At 53.8% G+C, this 17,585-nt stretch carries 16 protein-coding genes; 8 read left to right on the forward strand and 8 right to left on the reverse strand.

From position 1 onward, the window contains the following. Window positions 1–136: 136 nt before the first annotated feature. From E0L13_RS04315 to E0L13_RS04330, 4 genes are all read left to right on the forward strand, one after another. Window positions 137–1,486, forward strand: coding sequence for an MFS transporter (locus E0L13_RS04315; RefSeq protein ID WP_095629077.1), 1,350 nt, complete (start codon window positions 137–139; stop codon window positions 1,484–1,486). Window positions 1,487–1,675: 189 nt separating this feature from the next. Next, window positions 1,676–2,614, forward strand: coding sequence for a phosphate/phosphite/phosphonate ABC transporter substrate-binding protein (gene phnD / locus E0L13_RS04320; protein ID WP_095629076.1), 939 nt, complete (start codon window positions 1,676–1,678; stop codon window positions 2,612–2,614). A gap of 2 nt (window positions 2,615–2,616) precedes the next feature. Beyond that, entirely contained in the window at window positions 2,617–4,065 is a 1,449-nt protein-coding gene (locus E0L13_RS04325) for an ATP-binding protein (RefSeq protein ID WP_168060580.1), read from the forward strand. After that, complete coding sequence (locus E0L13_RS04330) at window positions 4,049–4,684, forward strand: response regulator transcription factor (RefSeq protein ID WP_168060583.1); 636 nt, start codon at window positions 4,049–4,051, stop codon at window positions 4,682–4,684. Before E0L13_RS04325 ends, E0L13_RS04330 begins: the two co-directional genes overlap by 17 nt. An 81-nt stretch (window positions 4,685–4,765) precedes the next feature. On the opposite strand, the gene E0L13_RS04335 is transcribed toward E0L13_RS04330, so the two are convergent. The 4 genes from E0L13_RS04335 to E0L13_RS04350 all read right to left on the reverse strand — a co-directional run bounded on the left by E0L13_RS04335 (window position 4,766) and on the right by E0L13_RS04350 (window position 8,635). Beyond that, the gene (locus E0L13_RS04335) at window positions 4,766–5,701 is read right to left on the reverse strand and encodes a peptidoglycan-binding protein (RefSeq protein WP_233127871.1); all 936 of its coding nucleotides are present in this window, start codon (window positions 5,699–5,701) and stop codon (window positions 4,766–4,768) included. A gap of 285 nt (window positions 5,702–5,986) precedes the next feature. After that, complete coding sequence (locus E0L13_RS04340) at window positions 5,987–6,997, reverse strand: GGGtGRT protein (RefSeq protein WP_087478588.1); 1,011 nt, start codon at window positions 6,995–6,997, stop codon at window positions 5,987–5,989. 12 nt (window positions 6,998–7,009) lie between these two features. After that, window positions 7,010–7,702, reverse strand: coding sequence for a hypothetical protein (locus E0L13_RS04345; RefSeq protein WP_095629074.1), 693 nt, complete (start codon window positions 7,700–7,702; stop codon window positions 7,010–7,012). A 57-nt stretch (window positions 7,703–7,759) separates the two neighbouring features. Then, a complete protein-coding gene (locus E0L13_RS04350; RefSeq protein ID WP_168060585.1) occupies window positions 7,760–8,635 on the reverse strand; it encodes a LysR family transcriptional regulator in 876 nt (291 codons plus the stop codon). Between the two features lie 344 nt (window positions 8,636–8,979). Here E0L13_RS04350 and E0L13_RS04355 point away from each other — a divergent pair, with 344 nt between their 5' ends. From E0L13_RS04355 to E0L13_RS04370, 4 genes are all read left to right on the forward strand, one after another. Then, window positions 8,980–9,459, forward strand: a complete 480-nt coding sequence (locus tag E0L13_RS04355) for a hypothetical protein (RefSeq protein WP_087478585.1) — start codon at window positions 8,980–8,982, stop codon at window positions 9,457–9,459. 140 nt (window positions 9,460–9,599) lie between these two features. Further along, entirely contained in the window at window positions 9,600–10,397 is a 798-nt protein-coding gene (locus E0L13_RS04360; RefSeq protein WP_168060587.1) for a hypothetical protein, read from the forward strand. 9 nt (window positions 10,398–10,406) lie between these two features. Further along, a complete protein-coding gene (locus E0L13_RS04365) occupies window positions 10,407–11,513 on the forward strand; it encodes an AAA family ATPase (RefSeq protein WP_168060589.1) in 1,107 nt (368 codons plus the stop codon). A 4-nt stretch (window positions 11,514–11,517) separates the two neighbouring features. Then, on the forward strand, window positions 11,518–12,924 hold the full coding sequence (locus E0L13_RS04370; RefSeq protein WP_168060591.1) for a VWA-like domain-containing protein: 1,407 nt from the start codon (window positions 11,518–11,520) through the stop codon (window positions 12,922–12,924). A gap of 81 nt (window positions 12,925–13,005) precedes the next feature. Here the strand turns inward: E0L13_RS04370 and E0L13_RS04375 are convergent, their stop codons facing one another. The 4 genes from E0L13_RS04375 to dapA are packed head-to-tail and all read right to left on the reverse strand — an operon-like array spanning window position 13,006 to window position 17,573. Then, window positions 13,006–14,154 carry an iron-containing alcohol dehydrogenase gene (locus E0L13_RS04375; RefSeq protein ID WP_107195626.1) on the reverse strand — a complete coding sequence of 383 codons (1,149 nt, stop codon included), beginning with the start codon at window positions 14,152–14,154 and terminating at the stop codon, window positions 13,006–13,008. Window positions 14,155–14,165: 11 nt separating this feature from the next. Continuing rightward, window positions 14,166–15,449 (reverse strand): dicarboxylate/amino acid:cation symporter, encoded by a 1,284-nt coding sequence (locus tag E0L13_RS04380; RefSeq protein ID WP_168060593.1) that lies wholly within the window; start codon window positions 15,447–15,449, stop codon window positions 14,166–14,168. A gap of 20 nt (window positions 15,450–15,469) precedes the next feature. Continuing rightward, window positions 15,470–16,678 carry a PLP-dependent aminotransferase family protein gene (locus E0L13_RS04385; protein WP_168060595.1) on the reverse strand — a complete coding sequence of 403 codons (1,209 nt, stop codon included), beginning with the start codon at window positions 16,676–16,678 and terminating at the stop codon, window positions 15,470–15,472. 13 nt (window positions 16,679–16,691) lie between these two features. Further along, a complete protein-coding gene (gene dapA / locus E0L13_RS04390; RefSeq protein WP_107195623.1) occupies window positions 16,692–17,573 on the reverse strand; it encodes a 4-hydroxy-tetrahydrodipicolinate synthase in 882 nt (293 codons plus the stop codon). Window positions 17,574–17,585 lie beyond the last annotated feature (12 nt).

Genomic DNA, 17,585 nt, shown 5'->3' on the forward strand with positions numbered 1-17,585 from the left:
CTTTTCTTTGTCAGAAAAATTCCTACAACAAAATCAGACTTTTTCCGATACCGCATGGTTACTATGTTTTATTATAATAAATTCAACAAATAAGAACGACCAAACACAGGCAGTATGAAGAAAGGAGTTTTTCTGTATGTTGAATTTATTGTGGCAGTTCTTCAAAACCGGTCCGGATATCGCGCAGATCGCCGATTCGGAAGTTGTAAAGCGGAAATTTAACAGCGTCCGCTGGCGCGTATTCGCCTCCATCACCATTGGCTACGCCTTTTACTACATCATTCGCCAGAGTTATTCGGTCATCAAAAAGCCGCTCCTGGCGTCGGGCATCGTCACGCCGACGGAAATCGGTATTATCGGTTCTATCTTCTTCGTTACGTACGGTTTAGGGAAATTTACCAACAGCTTCCTCGCCGACCGAATGAACAATAAGCGGTTCTTTTCCTTCGGTCTTTTCATTTCATCTCTTACGATGGTCGGCATGGGCCTGGTAAACTCCTTCGTCCCCTTAGCCGTATTATGGGGCCTCAACGGCTGGTTCCAGTCCTACGGCGCCGGCCCGTCCATCGTCGCCCTGAACCAGTGGTTCAGCAATAAGCAGCGCGGCACCTTGTACGGCGTATGGTTTACGAGCCATAACCTCGGTTCTTCCTTTGCCTATTTCGCCATCGCCGCCATCGTATCGGCCTACAACTGGTCCATGGGCTTCGTCGCCGCCGGTATCATTTCCCTGATCGGCACGATCTTCATTTACTTCGGCATGAGCGACCGTCCTGAAACGATGGGTCTTCCCAACGGCGCCGTCTACTACGGCGAAAAGACGCAGGAACAGGTCGACGCGGAAAAGAAAAAATCCGTCAGCTCCCAGCAGTGGAACGCCGTCGTCAAAAACCCGGCCGTCTGGATTCTCGGCTTGTCTTCCCTTTGCGTATACATCGCCCGCTACGCCGTCGAAAGCTGGGGCGTCATCTACCTCACGACGGAAAAGGGCTACGACATCATGGGCGCAGCCGGCGTCATGGCCTACATGCAGGTTGCCGGTATCTTCGGCGCTCTCCTGTGCGGCCTCATTTCCGACAAGTTCTTCAACCACAAGCGCAATAAACCGGCCCTGCTGTACGGCATCTTGTACTCCCTGTCCATCGCCGGCTTCGTCTGGGCTCCCCATTCCTTTACAGTCGACATGCTCTGCATGACCTTCTACGGATTTACGATGGGCGCTCTGGTCTGCTACATGGGCGGCCTCATGGCTGTCGACATCGTGCCGAAGCGCGTTACCGGCGCGGCTATGGGCATGATCGGCCTCCTGAGCTATGCCGGCGCGGCCATTCAGGAATTCGTCACGGGCAAGCTCATGACCATCACCGTCGTTGGCGGCGAAAAGGTATACGACTTCGGCTACGCTACGGAATTCTGGGTAGGCGCAGCTGTCGCCTCGACGCTCCTGGCTCTCCTCGTTTGGAACGCCAAGCCGCAGGAAGATTAATCCCTCTTGCTTTCTCTCTTTCATATACATCTCAAAACTCTTCTAGGGAACTGCTCCGGCAGTTAGAAAAAGAAGCGAAGACATCGTTCTTTGCTTCTTTTTTTATACGGCGCCGTCAGTTTCTCTCTCTGTCATTTCATGATATGATACATATAAAGACTACGTATCATTCTGTGAAGGAGCTATGCTATGAAACGGAGCAAAACCTGGCTTCGCCTGCTCGCTGCGGCGGCGGCAGCCGTCCTGATGTGCTGCGCCGGCTGCGACCGGCCGGCGGGAAACATCGACTTTACCCAGACTCAGCCGCAGACGGCCCCGGCGGCGACGGCGTCGTCCGTCCAGCCCCTGCGCATCGCCTTCGCCTCGGTCATGTCGCCTAAGGAAACGCGCCAGTCGTACCAGCAGTTTGTCAACCACATTTCCCAGGAGCGGCAGAAGCCGGCCGTCCTCCTGCAAAAGCGGACCTACGAGGAGCTGAACAAGCTCATGGACAACGGCGGCGCCGACATCGCCTTTTTCTCCACCGGGGCCTACTCGGCCTACCGGGGCAAAACGCCGATCGAGCTGCTGGCCATGACCCAGACCAACGGGTCCGTACTGTACCAGACCTATCTCATCGCCGCCTCGGACAGCGACATTACCGACTTCAGCCAGCTGCAGGGCCGGGTCTTCGCCTTTACGGATCCCCTCAGCTATTCGGGCCGGCAGGCCATCGACTTTCTTCTGCTGGACATGAATACGTCGGCTTCGGCCTATTTCAAATCGACCTTTTACACCTATAACCACGATAAATCCATTTGGGCCGTCGCCAACCACCTGGCCGACGCGGCCAGCGTCGACAGCCAGATTTACGACTTCGTAAACCGGCGGAATCCCCAGCTGTGCGAAAAGGTCCGGGTCTTCGCCGTCCTGCCGGCAGCTCCGACAGGGCCCGTCGTGATGCGCAGCGATTTGCCCGATGCCGAAAAGGCCGAGCTGCGCCGCATCTTCTACAGCATGGATCAGGACCCGGCGCTGCACGAGGCCATGCAGCGCACCCTCATCGACAAGTTCGTGCCGCCTGAGCCGGAATTGTACGCCGCCCTCCGCCATAAATACAGTATCCGCAACAACGTACCTGGAGAATAACCATGAGAAATTACAGCTTGTACGTAAAATTTAACGCCCTCATCGTCGGCACCATCTTCATCTGCGGCCTGCTCATCGGCAGCCTCCTGCTGTACACGACGAGCTCCGAAATGGAGCGGGAGCTCGACAAGTCGGGCGTCGAAATCGGCCAGACCATGAGCGCCGTCATCAGCAGCGACATTCTCCTGGACGACCGGTTTTCCATGACGGAGCGGCTCATGCAGATCCAGTCCCTGAACGACCAGATCCGCTACATCATCGTCTTTCATCCTAACGGACAGATTTTAGCCAGCACCTTCACGAACGGCATCCCCAAAGGCCTGCCCCTGGTGCGGGAGCCGAAACCCGGCGTCGCCGTAGATACAGTGACCTTTGACAGCAACGAAGGGTATATCCGCGAGGTGCTCTGCCCCATCGACAACGGCCTGGTCGGCTATTTCCGCATCGGCCTGTCGGAAAAGACGATGATGCAGGTCATGCAGCGCCGCTTTCTGGAAATGATCATCCTCATCATCCTCATCTGCCTCGCCTCTTCGTGGCTGGCCACGCGCTACGCCCGCAGCTTCCTCAAGCCCATCCAGCAGATGGCCGCCGCCGTGCGCCAGCTGGGACGGGGCAATTATCAGGTAAAGGTGCCGGAAAAGACGCCTGACGACGTAGGCCGTCTGGCCCGGGCCTTCAACACCCTGTCGTCGCGCCTGTCCGCCCGCGAGCAGGAAAACTCGCGACTCCTCCAGGCCCTGCAGGAAAAGGAAAAGATGCGGATGTGGCTCATCAGCCAGCTCTTTTCGGCCCGCGAAGACGAGCGGCGGCGCATTTCCCGGGAGCTCCACGATGAGACGAGCCAGTCCATGGTCACCATGCTGGCCTACCTGCGCATCATCATGGACAAGACGAGCGACGCCGATGCCAAAGAGCTCCTGTGCGGCGTCCGCGACCTGATGAAGGATACTCTGGAAGGGCTGCGCCACCTGGCCGTCAACCTGCACCCGCCCCTGCTCGACGACCTGGGACTCATCGTCGCTATGGAAAAATACCTCGACACGTTCCGCCGCGCCCAGCCGCACATTCACATTTCCTTTTCCCAAAGCGGCGATTTTTCCCACCTGTCCCATCCGATTTCCCTCTTGTGCTACCGCCTGATGCAGGAAGCCCTGACCAACATCGTCCGCCATTCCCAGGCCGATGCGGTAGATATTACCATCAAAACCGACGACGAGACCCTGACCCTGTCTATTACGGACAACGGCGTCGGCTTCAGCGAAGATACGCTGGAGCAGGCCCGCCTCGACAACCACCTGGGCATCGTCAGCATGCGCGAACGGGCGGAGCTGCTCAACGGCCATTTTTATATCGACAGCTACCCCAACGACGGCACGTGCATCGTCATTACCTTGCCGCTGAAAGATTCATCTGACGAAGGAGGCGTCTCCCATGATCAAACCGATTAACATACTGCTCGCCGACGACCACCGCATCCTGCGCACGGGCCTCAAGCTGCTCCTGTCGTCCCAAGGCGATTTTCACGTCGCCGCCGAGGCCTCCAACGGCCGCGAGGTACTGGACATCTTAAAAACGACGCCTGTCGACGTCGTCCTGCTCGATCTGTCCATGCCGGTCATGAGCGGCCTCGACTGCCTGAAGGAAATCAAACGGCGCGGCCTGGCCGTCAAAATACTGGTCCTCACCATGTACAGCGAGCAGCAGTACATCAAGGAGGTCATGACCCAGGGAGCCGACGGCTACATCTGCAAGGACGCCATCGACACGGAGCTGTTCCAGGCCCTGCGCACCGTCATGGACGGCCGCCGTTACCTCAGCGATGAAGACGCCCACACCCTCTTGAACAGCCTCATCGACCCGCCGAAAGACCCCGTCGACCTGTCGGCCCGCGAGCGGGAAGTCTTGACCTACCTCGTCCACGGCTATTCCCTGGCGGCCATCGCCGATACGCTCCACATTTCCATCAAGACCGTATCGACGTACAAGTCGCGGCTCATGCAGAAGCTGGGCTGCACGACGAAATCAGAGCTCGTCGACTACGCCTTAGCCCATAAACTGCTGAAATGACAAAACGCGCCCTTCTGTACCAGATATCTCTATCTGACACAGAAGGGCGCGCTGTATGTTGCCATATGAAATTCGTGCGGTTTATCCGTTGATGACCCGTTTGGCTCCTACGTAGCGGGACGCCCAGTAGCGGCTGTTGAGGTCGGCTACGCTGACGCCGTCGTTGGAGGCGTTGATAAACTGGCTGTCGCCGATGTAGATGCCTACGTGGGAAATGCCCGGTTCGTACGTCGAGAAGAATACCAGGTCGCCGGGCTGGAGGTTGGACATGGATACGTCGCTGCCGACGCTGTACTGTTCGTCGGCGCAGCGGGGCAGGCTGATGCCTACGGCCGAATAAACATAGCGCGTAAAGCCTGAGCAGTCGAAGCCCGACGGCGTAGAGCCGCCGAAGACGTAGGGCACGCCCTTATACTGGTTGGCGATACCCAGGAGCTGCTTGGCGAGGCGGGAGTTGGCCGTGCCCGTCGCGCTGCCGTAGCCGCCGTTTCCGAAGCGGCGCAGGGGGCCGCCGGGCAGCGCTTCCCCTGTCAGGGCATAGAACGTCGCCTTGCCGACGACGCCGTCTACGTCGAGGCCGTTGTCAGCCTGGAATTTGCGGACGGCCTGTTCCGTGCCGACGCCGAAGACGCCGTCTACGTCGAGGTTATAGCCCTTATTGGCCAAGGCCTGCTGGACGACGCTGATGGCGTTATCCGCCGTGACCAGAGGAAACATGAGGTTTTCTTTCCCCTTGTTTTTAATCGCTTTTTTTTCAATAAAGTGGCTGCTCACGTTTTCCGGCATAGCCGCTCCCATGAGCGCTTCGTAGGTCTGGGCGCCGACAATGCCGTCTACGTCCAGGCCGTGCCGTTCCTGAAAGGCCTTGACGGCTTCCTGCGTCCCCGTGCCGTAATCGCCGTCGACGGCGATGTCGCTGCCGTTGCGGACTAAGGCGTTTTGAATCGCCACGATCTGATCGCCCCGGTCACCGGGATGAAACGTCGCGCCGACAACCGATACAGAAGTCATCATCATGAAACATATCATAGCTGCAATTTTTTTTCTCGTCTTCATCGAATACCCCATTTCACTACTACGTCATTACCGTTTACATCTTGTCTTATTAGCAGGTTATATATGATTTCACAAGAAACAAGCTATCCGCAACAGACCGAAACGCATCTTGCCGGATAGCCTTTTGTCGTTTTATATATTTTTGTCGGGATATATTATATCACAATACTACAGGAGCGTCAAAAAACGCAGCTTCCCGATTGGGAAACTGCGTTTTGCACTTTGCGAATACGAAGCAATGCCGAATTAGAATTTGCCTTCCTTAGCCGCGCCTTCTACGGCTACGGCGACAGCGACGGACGCGCCGACCATGGGGTTGTTGCCCATGCCGAGGAAGCCCATCATTTCTACGTGAGCCGGTACGGAAGACGAGCCGGCAAACTGAGCGTCAGAGTGCATGCGGCCCATCGTATCGGTCATGCCGTACGAAGCCGGACCGGCAGCCATGTTGTCCGGATGGAGCGTGCGGCCCGTACCGCCGCCGGAAGCGACGGAGAAGTACTTCTTGCCCATTTCGACGCATTCTTTCTTGTACGTGCCGGCAACGGGATGCTGGAAGCGGGTCGGGTTCGTCGAGTTGCCCGTAATGGATACGTCGACGCCTTCGTGATGCATGATAGCCACGCCTTCGCGGACGTCGTCGGCGCCGAAGCAGCGGACGTTGGCCCGTTCACCCTTGGAATAGGGGATTTCGCGGACGATGTGGAGTTCGCCCGTTCCGTAATCAAACTGGGTCTGTACGTACGTAAAGCCGTTGATGCGGGAAATAATCTGGGCGGCGTCCTTGCCGAGGCCGTTCAGGATAACGCGCAGGGGCACCTTGCGGGCCTTGTTGGCGTTGCGGACGATGCCGATAGCGCCTTCAGCGGCGGCGAAGGATTCGTGGCCGGCAAGGAAGCAGAAGCACTGCGTTTCGTCCTGGAGCAGCATAGCCGCCAGGTTGCCGTGGCCGAGGCCTACCTTGCGGTCGTCGGCGACGGAGCCGGGGATGCAGAATGCCTGCAGGCCTTCGCCGATGGCTTTCGCCGCTTCTACAGCCGTGCGGGCGTTCTTCTTGATGGCGATGGCCGCGCCTACCGTATAGGCCCAGCCGGCGTTTTCAAAGGCGATGGGCTGAACGGTCTTTACGATCTGGTACGGGTCAATGCCTGCGGCGGCGCAGATGTCGCGGCATTCTTCCACGCTGCCGATGCCGTATTCTTTCAGCACGCCGAGGATTTTATCTATTCTTCTGTCGTAGCTTTCAAACAATTCCATGATGAGCCCTCCTTATTCTTTTCTCGGATCGATATACGAAGCTGCTTCGTCAAAGCGGCCGTAATGGCCTTTGGCGTCTTCCATGGCCTGGGCCGGTTCTACGCCTTTTTTGATAGCGTCCATCATCTTGCCGAGGTGGATGAATTCATAGCCGATGACCTGGTTTTCTTCGTCGAGAGCCATGCGGGTGACATAGCCTTCGGTCATTTCCAGATAGCGCGTGCCCTTAGCTTTTGTGCCGAGCATCGTGCCGACCTGGCTGCGCAGGCCCTTGCCCAGGTCTTCCAAGCTGGCGCCGATGGGAAGGCCGCCTTCGGAGAAGGCCGTCTGCGTGCGGCCGTATACGATCTGCAGGAAGAGCTGGCGCATAGCTACGTTGATAGCGTCGCATACCAAGTCGGTATTCAGCGCTTCGAGGAGCGTCTTGCCCGGCAGGATTTCCGAAGCCATCGCTGCCGAATGGGTCATGCCGGAGCAGCCGAGGGTTTCTACGAGGGCTTCTTCGATGATGCCGTCCTTTACGTTCAGCGTCAGCTTGCAGGCGCCCTGCTGAGGAGCGCACCAGCCTACGCCGTGAGTCAGACCGCTGATATCCTTAATTTCTTTGACCTGCACCCATTTGCCTTCTTCAGGAATCGGTGCCGGGCCGTGATACGCGCCCTTTTTTACGGGACACATATTCTTTACTTCTGTCGAATATAACATGATATTTCACCCTTTCAGAAAACATAACTACTACATCATGAATCAGCGACGCGTCCCTCAGCCTTTGAGCTGATTGTACATCTGCCGGAACATCGCGCTGTACATACTGCCTTTACGCCACAAAAACGTCACGGCGTGGGTAACGGAAAAATCGCGGATGGCGATTTCTTTGAGCCGTCCGTCGTTTACTTCCTGCCGCACGGACTTTTCATATAAAAAGGCGACGCCGCAGTTGCGGCACGTCAGTCCCTTTACGGCCTGGGGGCTTCCCACTTCATGCCGGAAGGGAAAATCGGAAATCGTCAGGCTGTGCTCGGCCAGGCTCCGTTCCAGAAGCTCCCGGGTACCGGCGCTTTTTTCCCTGACGATGAGCCGATAGCGCATCAAGTCGGCCAAAGACATTTCCGACGGCGCGTCGTAATCGGGCCCGCATACGGCGATGAGCGGCTCGTTGGAAAACAGCAGCGTTTCGTACTGATCCTGGTCGAAGAACCCTTCGACGATGGCGAAATCAATAATCCCCTCGTCGACGGCTTTCAGCAGCTTGTCCGTATCGGCGATCTTCATCCGGATGTTCACGTCGGCGTGCTCGTGGAGGAAATCGGCCAGGCGGTCGATGATCTCGAATTCGCCGATCGTATGGGTCGCCCCAAAGGCGACGGATTTATTGTTTTGCTGCAGGTCCTGCAGGCGCTGCTTGAGCATGACGTTGTCATGGCTGATCGTCGTCGCCGCGTTGAGCAGAATTTGACCGGCCTGGGTCAGTTCCAGCCGCTTGCCCGTGTAGTCGAACAATTTAGTCTGGTACTCTTTTTCCAAATGCCGGATATGCTGCGATACGGCAGGCTGCGTAATCTGCAATTCGGCGGCAGCCTTCGTATAATTCATGTGGCGGCAAACGCATAAAAATGTATGGATACGAAAATCTAACATATGAACCAATCCTTTCCCGTATACTACAATATGGTCATCAAGAACTCCATTCAACATTACGGATTTACGTTTTCCATAGGAGTATTTTATGATATTTTCCTTGATTCCGCAAGTGGAATACGGCTGAAAACGCCTTAGTTATCGGGACTGATGCGTTCCCACGAAGACGTTTACAATACCTTGCCATTATATCTATTCTTTATATATTTTTCAATATATTTCTTCCATTTTCCCGCCGGGCTCTGCCATGTCCCGACCGTTTCCGACGTTGCGTTTCTCCGGGAGTATGGTACAATATGTACAATTCACTTATACTATACACTGCGAAGAAAGGATGAAGCTCTATGAAAAAACTTCTCTCCCTCCTGTCCCTGTCATTTCTGCTCCTGGCCGGCTCCGCCGCGTCCCAAGCCATGGATTCGGACACGCTGCTCCAGTCGCCCGACCGCTACCGCGTCGTCAGCGCCCAGAACGACAGCGTCGTCTACGTCGATATCAATACCATTCAGGCCATTCAGACCATGGATTATCCCAACAGCCTCGAAAACCTGTCCTGCACCCTCTACGTCGAAACGTATGCCGACCCCTTAGACGCCGAAGCCTATCAATCGGGCCGGCTGATTCGCCAGATCAACGAATACAAGGCGTCGTTCCACGCCAATAAGCGGGAGCAGTCCTATTCCTTCGACAGCACCCTGACCGGCGTATACGCGCCGGACGGCCAATCTTTTTACGTCAATACATCGGCCGATCCCCTCCGCCTCCGCGACGTCATGGGAACGTTCATCAACATCCATCGCGCAGCGGCGCTGATACGGAAATAAGCCGCCCTTGACAGCAGGCCCAACGCATTTTTCAAAATGTAGTTGCAGGCCTGTTTTTTTTTGTTTAATATAATCATGTATGGGCCTTACCATACGCCCATTGTATTGTTTTATAGTATATGAAGAAAAGGAAGCGTTCTATGGAAACTGAAAAATACATGAAGATGATACGAAACAACCCGTACGTCATCGCCCGCATAGAAAACCCGACCGACGCCATGAAGCTCCTCGCCGTCCAGACCAACGGCCTGGCCCTCCAGTACATCGACAACCCGACGCGGGAGATGGAAGAAGCGGCCATTGCCAACACGGCGCGGGCTATCCAGTTCATCGACAATCCGCCGGAAGACCTGCTGCTCCATGCCGTGCAGAGCGGCTGGAACAACCTGGCCTACGTGAACAACCCGTCGCCGGCCCTCATTCAGGCGGCTCTCTCCCAGTCGGGCTGGGCTATCCGCTACATCCCCAACCCCAGCGAAGAGCTGCAGCTGCAGGCTGTGCGCAAGAATTACGACGCCGTAAAATACATCAAGAACCCCAGCGCGGCCGTACAGGAAGCGGCCGTCGCCGAAAACTATGAGGCCCTGCGCTATATCGAGTCCCCGGCCCCGTCGGCAGTCTTCGCCGCCGTCCAGAAGGCCGAGCAGGCCGTCCTGCTCCTCTCCCATCCGACGAAGGAACAAATGCTGTCCTTCTTCGCCCTCAACCCGATGGTCATGAAATACGTGCCCAAGGACTGCGTTATCAGCCGGGACGAGCTCAAAGAGGTGCTGCGGCGCGTCCTGTCTCAAGACGACGTATCGGAGCCGTACGTCCGCGCCTTTATCAACTGCAGCGCCCTGGACATGAGCCCTGTCGACAAGGTCCTGTTCGTCGACCAGTGGGGCAGCGCCAAGGCCAAAAAAATCACCGTAGACGAAAAATTAACCATAAAATAGGAGACTATCATGAATTTTATCGACACCTTACGAAGCGTAGAATTAGTCCTGGCCGCCGGCGAAGTGCCCCTTCTCGTCGGCGAGACCGGCATCGGCAAGACCTCCCTGGCTCATCAGCTGGCGGAAAAACACGGCTGGACCCTCATCAATATCGACGGCAACCTCCTGAAGGAGGGGGAAATCGGCGGCCTGCCGACGATTGAAACCTACACGCGACGCGACGACGCGGGACAGACCGTCGAAGAAAAGACGACGGTCTACGCCGTCCATTATAAGCTGCGGGCCATTGACGAAGTCATCGCCGGCGGCGGCACCGTACTGCTGTTTATCGACGAAATCAACCGCTGCGAGCACGCCGTGCAGCAGGAATTGATGAACCTCATCCTCAACAGGGAAATCAACGGCTACGTCCTGTCGAAGGACGTGCGCATCGTCGCCGCCATGAACCCGGCAGACTCATACGACTACGAAGCCGTCGCCATGGATGCCGCCCAAGAAAACCGCTTCGTCTGGCTGTATATGGAAGCGGACTACCTGCAGTGGCTGGACTGGGCCGCCGACGCCGGCATCGACCCGAAGGTCATGGAATTTATTTCCACCTTCCCGGAATACCTGGATAAACACAACGACGGCGACATCAACGCCACGCCGCGCAGCTACGAGCGCATTTCCGACCTGTATAAGCTCTACACGCAGCAGGGCGACGTGCCGAAGGCCGTATTCTTCAACGTCATCCGCGGCAACGTAGGCAAGCTCATCGCCGAAGAATTCGTAAACTTCATCGAATCGGACGCCCAGCCCCTCATCAGCTACGACGACGTGTTCTCCGGCCCGGCCCTGAACCCATCCCTGGCAGAGCGCGTCGCCGGCGAAAGCCACACGCGCCTGTACCTGGCGGCCAAGAATATCCTCCGCCGCCTGGACGATGTCATAGACGACGGCCGGGCCGACGAAGCCGTCGACCGCCTCATGGAATATCTGTCCCTCTATCCCGTCGATCTCCTCATCGGCATCATGAAGGACATCAAGGCGACGAACGAGCGGGTCTACGCCTACGCTATCGAAAACGCCAATTTTGTAGACGCCTACTTCAAGGCGTACCGCCCTATCAGGTGATCCTATGGAACACAATCTGACCGTCGAAGCCATCCTGCTGTACCAAAAGGCCTCCCTCGTCGCCGACGACCTGCGGAAGCAGCAAAACCAGGGAAACAGGCCTCCCGTCCCAACAGCCTTCGCCAGGGAATTTTTCACCTTCATCGACAGGCTGAACCTGCGCCTCATGGAGGACAAGGACAATTTCTTCGGCTACTTCCTGTTTCAAATGGGCAAGGAAATCCGCTTCAGCATCGCCGACGCCACCAGCGTCACCTTTAAAGGCACGCGGTATATCCTCTATTTTAACCCCCTCATCTTCCTCGCCCTGTCGCCGGAGCAGATGGAAACGTCCATCAAGCACCAGATCCTGCACGTCGTCTCCATGCACCTCGTCCGGGCCAAAGAGCTGAAGGGCAGCTACAGCAAGCAGGCCATTAACCTGGCCATGGACGTCGTCGTCAATACCTACCTGGACCATTTGCCGCCCTTTGCCACGACTATCGACTGGGTCAACATCAACTTCGACCTCCTGCTGACGCCGTTCGAGTCCTTCGAATACTACGTGGAAAAAATACAGACGGCCCTGGACCTGCGGACGGATAAAAAGGACGCCCCCGAAGAAGGGAGCCGCCGCGACGAAACCATCGCAGTGTCCTACAGCCCCGACCAAACCCACGACACCTGGGACGAATCGGACGACATAGACGAACAAACCCTGCGGAAGTTTACGGCCAAATACATCGATTCGGCCCACAAGGGCCAGCTCTCCAACTACTTGGAAAGCATGATTTCCGCCCTGAAAGCCGAAGACGAAGACCTGCCCTGGCACTGGTACCTGAAAAAGCTGGTCGGCTCCATCGCCAGCGGCAAGAAAAAAACGACGGCCCGGCGAAACCGCCGCCAGCCAGAGCGGCTGGATCTGCCCGGCCACCTGCGGGCCCACGTGGCCAGGCTCATCGTCGCCGTCGACATCAGCGGCAGCATCAGCGACAGCGAGTTCAAGCAGGCCATGCAGGAAGTCTTCCACATCGTCCGCAACTATAAGCACGACATCACCCTCATCGAATGCGACGACGAAATCCGCCGCGTCTATCAGGTCCGCGAGCTGGCCGACATCAAAAACCGCCTCGACGTCCGCGGCGGCACGTCCTACTCGCCGGTCTTCCAGTACGCCAACGAGGCTAAGGACACCGACCTCCTCATCTACTTCACCGACGGCAAAGGCGAAACCAAGCTCGCCGAACCGCCGCGCGGCTACAAGGTCCTGTGGGTCCTCTCCGGCCGCGGCGAAACCCTGTCCGTACAGGAGCCCTGGGGCCTCGTAAAAAAACTAAAAGCCATCAAAGCAGAATACGACCCGGCCCTGGACTTCGACAACGTAGAACGGGGCGGCTTCTCCATGAACAATCAGGAGAGCATGCATTTGTAACAAAAAACGGTAATTCCATGTCACAGGAATTACCGTTTTTTACTGTATCATCGCTTGGGAGGCTATGATATTAAAGTCTTTTTAAAATAGCTTATTATACAAGTATCGGATGTCGTCCAGGCTTAGTTCCTTGCAGTTGTTTACCAAAAGGCGCTGCTGCTGGCTGCCGGCCTCTACGAGGAAATCAATATCTTCCTTTTTTACACCTAATTCTTCCAGATTCGTTGGAATCTGTACTTTAGCGACGATGTCCTTGATTTCCGAAATGATGTAATCCGCCTTCGCTTCGACCGTTTCGGCATATTTTTCCGGGTACACGGCGTCGCAGAGAAGAGCCAGGCGGTCGGCGCAGGCGTCCTTATTGAACTCCATGACGTGGGCGAAGAGGATGGCGTTCGACACGCCGTGGGGAATGTGATATTTCCCGCCCAGCGGGTAGGACAAGGCGTGAACAGCTGTCGTGCCGGAACCGGTAATGGCGATGCCGCCGTAATAGGCGCCGATGAGCAGCTCCGTCTTCGCCTTCATATTATCGGCGTCGGCATAGGCTTCGCGAATGTTGCGGAATATCTTGCGCGCCCCTTCCTTCGCATAGGTATCGCTGAGAATCGTCGCCTTTTTAGACGTAAAGCATTCTACAACGTGAGCCAGGGCGTCTACGCCCGTAGAGGCCACGATCTTCGGCGGCAGCCCGTGAATCATGGCCGCGTCCAAAATAACGTAGTCGGGAATCATGCAGGTATTGACGATGCCCTGCTTGGACTGCTGTTCCGGCACGGCGACGATAGAATTGCACGTCGCTTCCGAGCCAGTGCCGCAAGTCGTAGGAATCATGAGCGACTTGATGTACTTCTTAGCAATCGTCGGGTCCTTTAAGAGATCGCGGACGCCGTAGTCGGCGCCGATGACGATGCTGGCCAATTTCGCCGCATCCATGACGCTGCCGCCGCCGACGCCGATAATCAGGTCAATACGGCTGTCTTCGACTTCGGCGATGACCCGCTCTACATCCTGATAGGAAGGCTCCGTCGCCAAATCGTCGATGACAGTCAAGGCCACGTCTGCACAAAGAGCTTCAATCGGAGCCGTCAAGCCCGTACTGCGAATCCCTTTATCCGTAAACAATAAGACGGAAGAAACCCCTTCTTTTTCTATAATCTCCGAAATTTTTTCAATACTTCCCGGACCGGCATACGTAACGCCGGGAATCGTTAACTGGCATTGATTCATCGTGTTCCTCCTTAATTGAAGTCAATTTTCTTACTCATGTCATAATAAACCGCTTCGTTTAATTCGCCTTCAGAACGACCTACAACGCAAGTGCAAACAGAATCCCCCATGACGTTTAGTACGGTTTTGAACATATCGGTAAAGCGGTCAATACCAACAATGATAGCAATCGCATCCAACGGAAAGCCTACCGACGAAAGCACGGTCAGCAGCGTAACCATAACTACGCCAGGCATACCGGGCGAACCGATTGTCCCTAACGTAGCCGTAATAACAATGGTAATAATCATAGAGGCCGTCAGTTCAATTCCATATAACTGCGCCACAAACATCGCTGTCATCCCCTGCATAATAGCGCTGCCATCCATATTTACCGTAGCACCAAGAGGAATAGTAAAGGAAGATATCTTATTCGACACGCCCAAATTATCACATAGCTTTAAGGAATAAGGGATACTGATATTAGACGACGTAGTGGAAAAGGGAATAATTGCCATTTGAGAGAATTTTCTCAAATAGGGGATAGGACTGACTTTTGCTCCAAACTTTAACAGCGGAATATAAACGATAATCCCAAATAGAACAAATAAGAAAATTTCACAAACAGCATACTTAGCCAAGGCAAAAATGACTGCATATCCCGCCGTTACAACCGTCTTAGCCATCAGGCAAAAAACGCCGATAGGAGTTAACTGCATGACGATATCAACAACTTTGGTCATGATAGCATAAGACGAATCAACGACGTCTTTTACAGGTTTAGCCTTTTCTTGAACTAAGCTGATGACAACACCAATGAGTGTCGCAAATAAGACAACATGTATCATATCGCCTTTAGCCAAGGATTCAAAAATGTTAGAAGGCAACATGTTCAATAAAACGTTTATAAAGGAGATAGACGTAGCTTTAGCCGCAGCAGTTTCTTCCAGAGCAATCGTCCCCATGTCGACGCCGCTACCGGGCTGCAATACGATGCCGCCGAAAATACCAAAAGCAGAAGCTACGATTTCAAAGACAACGTATAACATTAATATTTTAGAGCCGACGCGGCCTACCTGTTTTACATCAGTTGCCGACGACATTCCCACAATCAACGAGCAAAATACGAAGGGAATAATGGTCATCTTTAATAACGTTAAATACGCTTTCCCAATAAATTCGAATACCCCATTGACCAAGAATTCGTCTCGAATCATTCCCGGCGGAATTTGTACTAATACCGCGCCTAATAATAACCCTAATCCTACGCCAATCAAAGATTTAGTCCCAAGGGACATTTTCTTTTTACTAGTCATCAGTCACACCCTCTTTTCCCCTATTTACGGGCTTCCATATAAGATTTTATCAGCGTTCCTAATTCGGCAATTTTCGTTTCGATAACATCCGTATCCAGTGTTGCAAAATTCAGCCGCATTGTATTGAGTCCCTTTTCACCTACGCAAAAGAACGTTCCCGGCACATATGCAATATTTTTGCTAAAAACATAATCAAACATTTGCAGCGTATCAATAGACGGATTTAATTCCAACCACATGAATAATCCGCCTTCCGGCACGACCACTTTCGTATCTTCAGGGAAATAGGTTTTAACAGCCTGCAACATGCAGTCTCTGCGTTCTTTGTATATGCCTTGAATCGTAGCTAAATGCTCATCAAAATTATAGTTGTGCAGATATCCGTATACTTGTCTTTGCGCAATATTGTTAACCTGCAAGTCATCCCTCATTTTCATATATACTAATTTTGTAATGCTTTCTTCGTCTGCAACGATCCAACCTACACGAAGTCCCGGAGCAATCGTTTTAGAAAAAGATCCCGCATATATCACTCTGTTATATTTATCGAAGGATTTGACAGCTGGCATAATGTTACCAGTAAACGAAATGAGACTGTACGGCGCATCTTCATAAATATATGTATCGTATTTTTCTGCCAGTTCTACAATTTGTTTGCGTTTTTCGACCGACATACTGCGGCCGCTGGGATTTTGAAAGTCGGGAATCAGATAAATAAATTTTACGGTATTTCCTCTTAAAACGGCTTCTAATTCCTCTAAATTAATACCGTCGTCATCCATATGAACGCCGATTACAGTCGGGTTATAAGCTTTTATACTGTCAATGGCTCCTACATATGTCGGTGTCTCACATACAACGCAATCTCCGTCTTCAATCAGCCCTTTGGATATATAGTTGAGGCCCTGTTGAGACCCGCAAGTAATGAAGACATTTTTAAAAGTAATATTCGTTACATCAAATTTCTCTTTCATCAAGCGGGCAATCTCTTCTCGTAAAGGAGTATATCCATCTGATGCCGCATATTGAATTACTTCTCCACCTTCTTCTTGGAAGGCTTTAACTGTAATTTCTTCCAATTCCTTTACAGGGAATAAATCCGGCGCCGGCAATCCCCCGGCAAAAGAATCAATTTTGATTCCTTGGCTTGCCTTATCTCTAATTTTTGCAGTAATACTGCGAATTGCCGACGGAGTTAAAGAATCGAGATACGTGCTGGAAATAGACATGATGAATCACTCCTTACTCATACAGTTTGAATACTTCTTTAAGCGCTTGTACTATACTGGGATCCGTACAATTTAACGGTTGCCGGGCCGGCCCTACGTTGTAGCCTCTCATGTTGACGGCTAATTTAACGACCGAGTTGGGATTGCCCATCTGCATGACGTTGCGGAAGGCGCGGATTTTCTTCTGCGATTCGTTCGCTTTTTCCATGTCGCCTGCTTCCCAATAGTTGTAAATGCTGACCATCAATTCGGGGAAGACGTTGGAGCAGCCCGAGATGGCTCCCGTACCGCCAGCCATGAGGGTCCACAGGATGAGAGAATCGCTGCCGGCTAATACACACAAGCGCGGATCCGTATTTTCGATATATTTGAGCATGTTGTCGAAGTTGCCGCTCGAGTCCTTAATGCCGATGATGTTTTCATATGCCGCCAGCTGCTTCACCGTTTTATATTCGATAGAATTTCCCGTCCGGGCTGGAATATTGTACAGGAGAATAGGCATATCTACGCTCTTGGCAATGGCGCTGTAGTGCTCGATGAGATCGCCCTGAGAGGCCTTTGCGAAGTACGGCGTGATGATGGACAAACAGTCTACGCCGCCCATAGCCTGTACAGCTTTGGACAATTCAATCGTTTCTTTCGTCGTCACGCAGCCCGTACCGGCGTAAACGGGAACGCGGCCGTCGACGGCTTCTACAGCAGCTTCGATGATTTCCAATTTTTCTTTGGCCGTAAAGGCGTAAAATTCACCGTTCGTCCCCAAAGGGAAAATACCGTGAACTCCCGCTTCAATCAAATGGTTAATAAAAGATTGATATTCTAATTTATTAAACGCTTCTGCCTCTGTCAATGCAGTAACTACCGGTGTAATAAGCCCTTTCGCTTTAAACGCCATTCTATCCCCTCC

Origin of the sequence: Megasphaera sp. SW808, from assembly GCF_012027795.1 — a bacterium.
Lineage (GTDB): Bacteria > Bacillota > Negativicutes > Veillonellales > Megasphaeraceae > Megasphaera > Megasphaera stantonii.

Bases quoted from the DNA above. Each gene is read 5' to 3' on its own strand.
- E0L13_RS04315 (WP_095629077.1), top strand. From the start codon at position 137: ATGTTGAATTTATTGTGGCAGTTCTTCAAAACCGGTCCGGATATCGCG.
- phnD (WP_095629076.1), top strand. From the start codon at position 1,676: ATGAAACGGAGCAAAACCTGGCTTCGCCTGCTCGCTGCGGCGGCGGCA.
- E0L13_RS04325 (WP_168060580.1), top strand. From the start codon at position 2,617: ATGAGAAATTACAGCTTGTACGTAAAATTTAACGCCCTCATCGTCGGC.
- E0L13_RS04330 (WP_168060583.1), top strand. From the start codon at position 4,049: ATGATCAAACCGATTAACATACTGCTCGCCGACGACCACCGCATCCTG.
- E0L13_RS04335 (WP_233127871.1), bottom strand. From the start codon at position 5,701: ATGATGATGACTTCTGTATCGGTTGTCGGCGCGACGTTTCATCCCGGT.
- E0L13_RS04340 (WP_087478588.1), bottom strand. From the start codon at position 6,997: ATGGAATTGTTTGAAAGCTACGACAGAAGAATAGATAAAATCCTCGGC.
- E0L13_RS04345 (WP_095629074.1), bottom strand. From the start codon at position 7,702: ATGTTATATTCGACAGAAGTAAAGAATATGTGTCCCGTAAAAAAGGGC.
- E0L13_RS04350 (WP_168060585.1), bottom strand. From the start codon at position 8,635: ATGTTAGATTTTCGTATCCATACATTTTTATGCGTTTGCCGCCACATG.
- E0L13_RS04355 (WP_087478585.1), top strand. From the start codon at position 8,980: ATGAAAAAACTTCTCTCCCTCCTGTCCCTGTCATTTCTGCTCCTGGCC.
- E0L13_RS04360 (WP_168060587.1), top strand. From the start codon at position 9,600: ATGGAAACTGAAAAATACATGAAGATGATACGAAACAACCCGTACGTC.
- E0L13_RS04365 (WP_168060589.1), top strand. From the start codon at position 10,407: ATGAATTTTATCGACACCTTACGAAGCGTAGAATTAGTCCTGGCCGCC.
- E0L13_RS04370 (WP_168060591.1), top strand. From the start codon at position 11,518: ATGGAACACAATCTGACCGTCGAAGCCATCCTGCTGTACCAAAAGGCC.
- E0L13_RS04375 (WP_107195626.1), bottom strand. From the start codon at position 14,154: ATGAATCAATGCCAGTTAACGATTCCCGGCGTTACGTATGCCGGTCCG.
- E0L13_RS04380 (WP_168060593.1), bottom strand. From the start codon at position 15,449: ATGACTAGTAAAAAGAAAATGTCCCTTGGGACTAAATCTTTGATTGGC.
- E0L13_RS04385 (WP_168060595.1), bottom strand. From the start codon at position 16,678: ATGTCTATTTCCAGCACGTATCTCGATTCTTTAACTCCGTCGGCAATT.
- dapA (WP_107195623.1), bottom strand. From the start codon at position 17,573: ATGGCGTTTAAAGCGAAAGGGCTTATTACACCGGTAGTTACTGCATTG.